Origin of the sequence: Actinomadura logoneensis, assembly GCF_003428695.1 — a bacterium.
Lineage (GTDB): Bacteria > Actinomycetota > Actinomycetes > Streptosporangiales > Streptosporangiaceae > Spirillospora > Spirillospora logoneensis.
The window spans coordinates 1-8,150 of record NZ_QURH01000955.1 but is presented as its reverse complement, the minus strand read 5'-3'; the positions used below and the strand labels follow the sequence as shown (position 1 = coordinate 8,150).

General features: G+C 74.8%; 8 protein-coding genes and 1 pseudogene. 6 read left to right on the top strand and 3 right to left on the bottom strand.

What is annotated here, in order from left to right; all coding sequences use genetic code 11:
* Positions 1–330, bottom strand: a pseudogene (locus DZF91_RS32320) (hypothetical protein); the annotation flags it as partial.
* Between the two features lie 27 nt (positions 331–357).
* Positions 358–2,148 (bottom strand): AMP-dependent synthetase/ligase, encoded by a 1,791-nt coding sequence (locus tag DZF91_RS32315; protein WP_117360849.1) that lies wholly within the window; start codon positions 2,146–2,148, stop codon positions 358–360.
* Positions 2,149–2,627: 479 nt separating this feature from the next.
* Here DZF91_RS32315 and DZF91_RS32310 point away from each other — a divergent pair, with 479 nt between their 5' ends.
* From DZF91_RS32310 to DZF91_RS32285, 6 genes are all read left to right on the top strand, one after another.
* A complete protein-coding gene (locus DZF91_RS32310) occupies positions 2,628–3,317 on the top strand; it encodes a copper homeostasis protein CutC (RefSeq protein WP_117360848.1) in 690 nt (229 codons plus the stop codon).
* 288 nt (positions 3,318–3,605) lie between these two features.
* Positions 3,606–4,373: a metallophosphoesterase family protein gene (locus DZF91_RS32305; RefSeq protein ID WP_117360847.1), complete on the top strand. Its 768-nt coding sequence runs from the start codon at positions 3,606–3,608 to the stop codon at positions 4,371–4,373.
* 172 nt (positions 4,374–4,545) lie between these two features.
* Positions 4,546–4,983 (top strand): SRPBCC family protein, encoded by a 438-nt coding sequence (locus tag DZF91_RS32300; RefSeq protein WP_117360846.1) that lies wholly within the window; start codon positions 4,546–4,548, stop codon positions 4,981–4,983.
* Between the two features lie 65 nt (positions 4,984–5,048).
* Positions 5,049–5,591 (top strand): hypothetical protein, encoded by a 543-nt coding sequence (locus tag DZF91_RS32295; RefSeq protein WP_117360845.1) that lies wholly within the window; start codon positions 5,049–5,051, stop codon positions 5,589–5,591.
* A gap of 31 nt (positions 5,592–5,622) precedes the next feature.
* On the top strand, positions 5,623–6,567 hold the full coding sequence (locus DZF91_RS32290) for an ROK family glucokinase (RefSeq protein WP_117360844.1): 945 nt from the start codon (positions 5,623–5,625) through the stop codon (positions 6,565–6,567).
* A 160-nt stretch (positions 6,568–6,727) separates the two neighbouring features.
* On the top strand, positions 6,728–7,408 hold the full coding sequence (locus DZF91_RS32285) for an endonuclease/exonuclease/phosphatase family protein (RefSeq protein WP_235834724.1): 681 nt from the start codon (positions 6,728–6,730) through the stop codon (positions 7,406–7,408).
* 40 nt (positions 7,409–7,448) lie between these two features.
* Here the strand turns inward: DZF91_RS32285 and DZF91_RS32280 are convergent.
* Positions 7,449–8,150 (bottom strand): hypothetical protein (locus DZF91_RS32280; RefSeq protein ID WP_235834723.1); only part of this gene is annotated, 702 nt, incomplete at its 5' end.

Genomic DNA, 8,150 nt, shown 5'->3' with positions numbered 1-8,150 from the left:
CGTGCCATCCGCCGCCGCGCCGCTGGCCGCCGCGTCATCGGCGGACGCTGCGTCGCCGCCCGTCGTGCCACCGGGCGCAGCACTGCCGACCACAGTGCTGCCGGATGCCACGCCGCCGCCCACCGTCGTGCCGCCGGGCGCCGTGATGCTGCCGGGCGTTGCGCCGTCGGCCGGCGTGGGGTGGCCGACCGCTGGGGCGGTGGGGGGCGGGGTGACGCGGCGGCGGGCGACGATTCGGCCGGGGGTGCGGGCCGCGCGGTCGAACGGCGCGTCGGTCAGGTTCGCGGTGTCCGGGAACCGTTCCTGGACGGGGACGTCGATCTCGCGCATCAGTTCCTCAGTGGTTCCACACGGTGGTCAGGAGTAGAGGGCGTCGATCTCGCGGGCGAAGTCCTTCATCACCACGTGCCGGCGCACCTTGAGGCTCGGGGTCATGTGCCCGGCCTCCTCGGTGAAGTCGACGCCGAGGATCTCGTACTTCTTGATCGCCTCGGCGTGCGACACGGACCTGTTCGCCTCGGCCACCGCGCGGTCGATCTCGGCGATCACGTCGGCGTCGCGGCGCAGCTCCTCCACGGTCATCGCGGTGGGCTTGCCGTGCTGGGCCTTCCACGGGACGAGCGCCTCCTCGTCCAGCGTGATCAGGGCGCTGATGAACTTGCGGCCGTCGCCGACCACGATCGCCTGGCTGATCAGCGGACACGCGCGCAGCCGGTCCTCCAGCGGGGCCGGGGCCACGTTCTTGCCCGCCGCCGTGACCAGGATCTCCTTCTTGCGCCCGGTGATCCGCAGGTAGCCGTCCTCGTCCAGCTCGCCGAGGTCGCCGGTGTGGAACCAGCCGTCCTCGACGGCGTTCGCGGTCGCCGCCTCGTTGTTCCAGTAGCCGCGCAGGATGTTGACGCCCTTGGCGAGCACCTCGCCGTCCTCGGCGATCCGCACCGACACGCCCGGGATCGGCTGCCCCACGGTGCCGATCTTCAGCGCGGACGGCCGGTTCACGGTGATCGGCGCGGTGGTCTCGGTCAGGCCGTAGCCCTCCAGGATGGTGATCCCGACGCCGCGGAAGAAGTGCCCGAGCCGTTCGCCGAGGGCCGCGCCGCCGGACACCGCGTACTCGACGCGTCCGCCGACGGCCGCGCGCAGCTTGCCGTAGACGAGGACGTCGAAGACCTTGTGCTTGAGCCGGAGCTTGAGGTCCGGGCCGCCGGCCGACAGGGCCTTGCTGTAGGCGATGGCGGTCTCGGTGGCGGCGGCGAAGACCTTGCCCTTGCCGCCGGCGATCGCCTTCTGCTCGGCGCCGCCGTAGACCTTCTCGAACACCCGCGGGACGGCCAGCAGGAACGACGGGCGGAAGGTCTCGAGGTCGGGCAGCAGGCCCTTGATGTCGCTGTGCCCGAGGACGATCGCGCCCTCGATGGTGGCGACCTGGATGAGCCGCGCGAACACGTGCGCGAGCGGCAGGAACAGCAGCGTGGACGATCCGCCGACGGTGACCTCGGCGAGCGCGCCCTGGATGGCGTTGCGCGCGGTCAGCACCAGGTTGCCGTGGGTCAGCTCGCAGCCCTTGGGGCGGCCGGTCGTCCCGGAGGTGTACACCAGCGTCGCCACGTCGCCGGAGGCCGGGATGCGGCGGCGCTTGTCGATCTCGGCGTCCGGGACGTCCGCGCCGGAGCCGGACAGCTCGGCGACCGCGCCCGCCTCGATGCCCCAGACATGCTCGAGGCCCGGGAGCTCGGCCCGGACCTCGGCGATGGTCGCGAAGTGCTCGTCGGTCTCGGCGAACACGGCTTTCGCGCCGGAGTCGCCGATGATCCACTTCACCTGCTCGGGGGAGGAGGTCTCGTAGATCGGGACGCTCACGCCGCCCGCCGCCCAGACGGCGTAGTCGATCAGCGTCCACTCGTAGCGGGTGCGGGACATCAGCGCGACCCGGTCGCCCGGCTCGATCCCGGCGGCGACCAGCCCCTTGGCGAGGGCGGTGATCTCGGCGGCGAACTCGCCGGCCGTCACGGCGGTCCAGGCTCCGCCCTCACCGCGTCGCCGGATGACGATCGTGGCGGGCTTCTCGGCGGCCCGGGTGAAAGGCGCGTCGGTCAGGTTGGTGGAGTCGGGGACCTCCACCAAGGCGGGGACGCTGAACTCGCGCACGGCCACTCCTTGGTTGATCACGGCTAGGGCGGGGACGACGGTACAACCTCTTGCTACTCGATGGTAGCTACGGGTCCGCGCAGGTCGGTAGCGGCTGGTCCGCCGGGGATCGCGCGCCGGACGGGGCTCCGGCCCGGGACGATCACCCGCCGGCTCCGCCGTGCCGCCGCGGGAGCCGTTGCGGCTCCGAGTAAACAGGGCGTCGGGCCCCTCCGGCGACGGTCGCGGGCCGCCGCTTCCGGACACCGGCCCCGGGACCTGCCCCGGAGCCGTCCGGCGTGATCGTCACCACACGGTCACAGTCCGGCAACGACGTCCGCGGCCCCTTGCTCGAAAGCCGCCGCCCCGCGTGGATCCGCCGGCGGCGGGCGGGGGCCGTTCGGGCGGGTCCTCGGTTTCCGGGCCGGATCGCCTTGGGAGCGGGGTCCGCTGGCCTACGCTTGACCAGGACATACTCAACCGAAGCGAGGAGGCGCGCGGTGGCCCTGCTGGAAGTGATCGCGCTGACCGCGCAGGACGCGAGCGCCGCCGAGGAGGGCGGCGCCGACCGCCTCGAGCTGGTCGCCGACATGGCCGCCGACGGCCTGACTCCCGACCCGGAGGTGGTCGCGGAGATCCGGCGGGCCACGCGACTGCCGATGCGGGCCATGCTGCGCGCCAACCCGGGGTTCCGGACCACCGCGCCCGAGCTCGACCGGCTGCGCCGCGCCGCCGGGGACCTGGCGGAGGCGGGCGTGGACGGGTTCGTGCTCGGCTTCCTCGACCCGTTCGGCGCGGTGGACGCCGGGTCCGTCGCCAAGATCGCCGGCGCGCTCCCGGGCGGCCTGCCGTGGACGTTCCACCGCGCCCTCGACCACGCCGCCGACCCGGTCGCCGCATGGGCGGCCGTCCGGACGCTGGGCTGCGACACCGTCCTCACCGCCGGGTCCCCGCGCGGGGTCGAGTCGGGCCTGGACACCCTCGTGCGGCGCGCCGCCGAGGGAACGGAGTCCGCCCGGCTGCTGATGGCGGGCGGCGGACTGCGCCGCAAGCACGTGGCCGTCCTCGCCGCCGCGGGTGTCGGCGCGTTCCACGTCGGCACGGCCGTCCGCCCCGACGGATCCTGGGAGGCCCCGGTGGACCCGGCCCTCGTCGCCGAGTGGCGAGCCCTGGTCACCGCCGCCACCTGACCCCGCCCGCCCCTGCGGCGCGCAGCGTCCTGCGTTGCGCTGTGGCCTGCGGTGGGCCATGGCCTGCGGTGCAGAGTCGGCCGGTGCGCTGTCACCTGTGGTGCGCTCTGATTGCGGTGCGTGGGGCGTTCGGGGTGGCGTTACCTGCCGCGCGGCTGTGTCTGCGGAGAGGCGCGGCTTGGGGGCCGTGGGCTCGGGCCGGGGTAGGGCGCGGAGGCTCAGGGCTGTGGGCGGGTGTCGGGTGGGCTGGTCGTGTGGGGACGGGCGGACGCCCATTAGGCTCGATTCATGCGGATCCATGTGGTGAGCGACGTCCATGGCCGCGCGGAGGCGCTCAGGAAGGCCGGGGACGGCGCGGACGCGCTGGTCTGCCTGGGCGACCTGATCCTGTTCCTCGACTACGCCGACCACGGGCGGGGCATCTTCGCCGACCTGTTCGGAGCGGAGAACGCCGATCACTTCATCGCGCTGCGCACGGCCAAGCGGTTCGACGAGGCGCGGGAGTTCTCCCGGCGGATGTGGGCGTCGCTGGGCGGGGACGCCCGGCCGCACATCGAGGAGGCCGTCCGGCGGCAGTACGCCGAGCTGTTCGACGCGATGCCGGCGCCCGCCTACCTCACCTACGGGAACGTGGACGTGCCGCGGCTGTGGGCCGACTTCGTCCGGCCGGGGCACCGCGTCCTGGACGGCGAGATCGCCGACATCGGCGGTGTCCGGTTCGGGTTCGTCGGCGGCGGGCTGCGGACGGTCTACCGCACCCCGAACGAGATCGACGACGCGGAGTTCGCGGCGAAGGTCGCGGCGGTCGGCGCGGTGGACGTGCTGTGCTGCCACATCCCGCCCGCCGTCCCGGAGCTGCTGTACGACACGGTCGCGCGGCGGTTCGAGCGGGGCAGCGAGGCGGTGCTGGAGGCGATCCGCGAGACGTCTCCGCGCTACGTGCTGTTCGGCCACGTGCACCAGCCGCTCGCCCGGCGGATGCGCATCGGCCGCACCGAATGCATCAATGTGGGACATTTCCGGGCGAGCGGGAAGCCCTACGTACTGACGATCTGACCGGATCTCCGCGAGGATGTGTCCCGCGCACGGACGGCGGGACGCGACCGCGCGGTGCGGCGGCGGACGCGGCAGGACGCGCGGCCGGGCCCACGGCCGGGCGCGAGGGCGCACGACGGCGGACAACGACAACGGCAGCGGCCAACGCGGCAGAGCCGGAGGGAAGGGACCCATGGCGGACCGCACGAGCTCGTCCACCACGATCAGGGCCGCGCAGGCCGACATCATGGCGGTGATCGCCGACCTCGAGGCATATCCGGACTGGGCGAGCGGGATCCGGTCCTTCGAGGTCACCGAGACCGGCGACGACGGCCGCGCCCGGCGCGCCCGGATGACCTTCGAGGGCGGCCCGATCAGCGACACCGTCGGGCTCGCCTACACCTGGGAGGGCGACGACGCCGTCCGCTGGGAGCTGGTCGAGCCGGGCGCGGTGGTGACCGGCCTGCACGGCGCCTACACCCTGACCCCGGCGGGGGACGCGGAGACCGAGGTCACCTACGAGCTGGCCGTGGACGTCCGGGTCCCGATGATCGGCATGGTCAGGCGCAAGGGCGAGAAGCGGATCATCGACTCGGCGCTCAAGGGTCTCAAGCGGCACATCGAGGGCTGACCGATGTGCCCCATCGGGTGCGGGCCGCTACCGTTTCCCGCCGAGCAGGGATGGACAATGTTCTCATGACCGACCAGCAGCCAGGCGACGTCCTCGACGAGGCGGCCAAGCTCATCGACGCCCTCCGGCGCCGGGTGGGCCGGGCCGCCCGCACGGCCGCGTCCGGCCTCTCGGGCGCGGCGTCCGGCGCGTCCTCCGCGGGGGACGACGCCGGGGACGTCTGGAGGCGCGCCACCGGCGAGCCGCAGGCGGACGCCTCCGCCCGGGAAGGGCGCGGGCGGACCGCGGACGAGGACGTGTGGGCGCACGTCCTCACCGAGGAGCCCGGCGCGTTCGCCGACGACCCGCACATCGCGACCGGCGCCCCGGAGTGCCGGAACTGCCCGGTCTGCCGGGCGATCGCGCTGGCCCGCGAGTCCGGTCCGGACGTCCGGCGGCACGTGGAGGAGGCCGGGCGCTCGCTGCTGGCCGCGGCGTTCGACGTCGCCGCCGCCTACGAGCGCACCCGCTCGGGCCGCGACACCCGCTCGGGCCGCGACACCCGCTCCGGCGGCGGCGCCCGGCCCGGAACCGGCGCCCGCGGCGAGGACACGACGGACATCGGTTGACAACTCAACGAATTGGCGGAGGGAAACGCTCATGGCCCTGACCATCGGCGTGGACGTGGGCGGGACGAAGGTCGCCGCCGGTGTCGTCGACGACCGGGGGAACATCCTGGAGAAGGTGCGGCGGCCCACCCCGTCCACCAACCCCAAGGAGACCGCCGACACCATCGCCGAGGTCGTCGACCTGCTGAAGGGCAAGTTCGAGGACGTGACGGCCGTCGGGCTCGGCTGCGCCGGGTTCGTGGACGAGACGCGCTCGGTCGTGATGTTCGCGCCCAACCTGGCCTGGCGGGACGAGCCGATCAAGGCGATCGTCGAGAACCTCGTCGGGCTGCCGGTCGTGGTGGAGAACGACGCGAACGCCACGGCCTGGGGCGAGGCCCGCTACGGCGCGGGCCGCGGCCACGACTTCATGGTGCTGGTCGCGCTCGGCACCGGCATCGGCGGCGGCCTCGTCATCGACGGCGAGCTGTACCGGGGACGTTTCGGGGTCGGCGCGGAGTACGGGCACGTCCGGGTCGTCCCGGACGGCCGCCGCTGCGGCTGCGGCAACCGGGGCTGCTGGGAGCAGTACGCCAGCGGGAACGCCCTGGTCTACGAGGCGCGCGAGCTGGCCCGGGTGTCCCCGGCGCTGGCCGGGCGGCTGCTGGAGCTCGGCGGCGGACGGCCCGAGGGGATCAACGGCCCGCAGGTCACCGAGGCCGCCCGCGAGGGCGACGCCGCCGCGCTGGAGTGCTTCCGGACGATCGCGCACTGGACCGGCCAGGGCCTGGCCGACCTCACCGCCGTGCTCGACCCCGGCTGCTTCGTGATCGGCGGCGGCCTCTCCGACGCCGGGGACCTGCTGCTGGAGCCCGTCCGGCAGGCGTTCGCGAACGCCCTCACCGGCCGCGGGCACCGTCCGCTGCCCGAGATCAGGATCGCCGAACTCGGCTCCGCCGCCGGTATCGTCGGCGCCGCCGACCTGGCCCGCTCCTGACCCACCCGGCTCAGGACCCCGGGTTCTGAACCGCCCGGCTCCGACCGGCGGTTTCGAGTGTGGTCCGTCAGCGCGCGCCCGGGTACGCCCAGCCCCGGCTCCGGGGTGGGGCGTTCCGTGGATGTCCGAGGGGGAGGACGTGGCCGTGCCGGTTCGTGTGGTGAGTTACAACATCCGGTCGCTGCGGGACGATCCGGAGGCGGTGGCGCGGGTCGTCCGCGCGCTGCGTCCGGACGTGCTGTGCCTGCAGGAGGTGCCGCGGTTCGCGAGCTGGTGGTGGCAGCGCCGCCGGCTGGCGCGGGCCTGCGGGATGCGCATCGCCGCGGGCCGCCGCGCCTGCGGGCTCGCGGTCTTCACCGCGCCGCGCGTGAGGCGCGTGGCCCGCCGGTTCCACCTGCTGTCCCGCGAGCCCGGCCTGCACCGGCGCGGGCTGGCGGTCGCGGTCCTGCGGGTGGACGGCCTGCCGCTGATCGCCGCCAGCACGCACCTGGACCTGGCGGACGAGCCGCGCCTGCGGCATGTCGGGGAGGTCCTGGCCCTGCTGGAACGCGCCGGGGCCCGGTACCGGGCGCCCGTCGTCCTCACCGGGGACATCAACGAGGAGCCGGACGGCCCGGCGTGGGGCCGCCTCGCCGCCCGCTTCCAGGACGCGCACGCGGTCGCGCCCGAGGGCGACGCCCTGACCTTCTCCGCAGCCCGGCCCGACCGCCGCATCGACGGCGTGTTCGCGGACCGGGCCGTCAGGGTGCTCGGCTGCGGCGTCCCCACGGACCCGGACCTGCTGGCCGACTATCCCGGCGCGACCGACCACCGCCCCGTCCTGGCGCGCCTGGAGCTCTAGCCCCTCCGGCGAGCTCCAGCGTCCGCGCGGAACGGGAGGATCAGACGACGGCGCCGTCGTCGTCCGGGGGGCGGGGCTCGTCGCCCATCCGCAGGACGAGGGTGACGAAGCCGCCGATGAACGCCGCGACGGCGAGGAACGCGGCCCAGCCGGGGACGTTCCAGTTCAGCACGACCGTGATCAGCAGGTAGAGGGGGCCGCCGACCAGGGCGATCCACGCGCCCTTGGTGAGCGGGTCGGCGGCGGGCAGCGGCGGCGGGGGCGGGGGGACGTAGTGGCCCTCGTCGTCGGCGGGCGGCGGCTCGTCCTCGTCGTCGAGGTCGGCGGCCCGGATCACGCGGGCGCGGGGGAGGCGGCCGGTGCGGTCGTCGCCCTCGCCGGGCGGCTCCTCGTCCTCGTGGATGTTCTCCTGGTCGGGCCAGGGGACGCGGTCGCCCTCGTGCACGGCGTCGAAGTTGGCGACCAGGTCGGCGAAGATCGCGGCCTCGTCCCGCTCGGACAGCGCGTCGGACGAGGTGGCCGCGGGGCCGTCCAGCCGCGACGGCCCGGTGCCGTCGGCGCGGAACGGTTCGGTGCCGTCGGCACGGAACGGGTCGGTCCCGTCGGGGCGGGCCGGGTCGGCGCCGTCGGGCCGGGACGGCTCGGTCCCCTCCAGCCGGGCGGTCTCGGGCTTGTCGCGCCCGGCGCCGGGCTGCTCGGTGTCGGACGGGGCGGCCGGGGCGGGCGGGACGTCGTCGGCGGG

What these genes read in the sequence shown, in the direction of transcription:
- DZF91_RS32290 (WP_117360844.1), top strand. Translation starts at nt 5,623, where the DNA reads ATGGCCCTGACCATCGGCGTGGACGTGGGCGGGACGAAGGTCGCCGCC.
- DZF91_RS32300 (WP_117360846.1), top strand. Translation starts at nt 4,546, where the DNA reads ATGGCGGACCGCACGAGCTCGTCCACCACGATCAGGGCCGCGCAGGCC.
- DZF91_RS32295 (WP_117360845.1), top strand. Translation starts at nt 5,049, where the DNA reads ATGACCGACCAGCAGCCAGGCGACGTCCTCGACGAGGCGGCCAAGCTC.
- DZF91_RS32305 (WP_117360847.1), top strand. Translation starts at nt 3,606, where the DNA reads ATGCGGATCCATGTGGTGAGCGACGTCCATGGCCGCGCGGAGGCGCTC.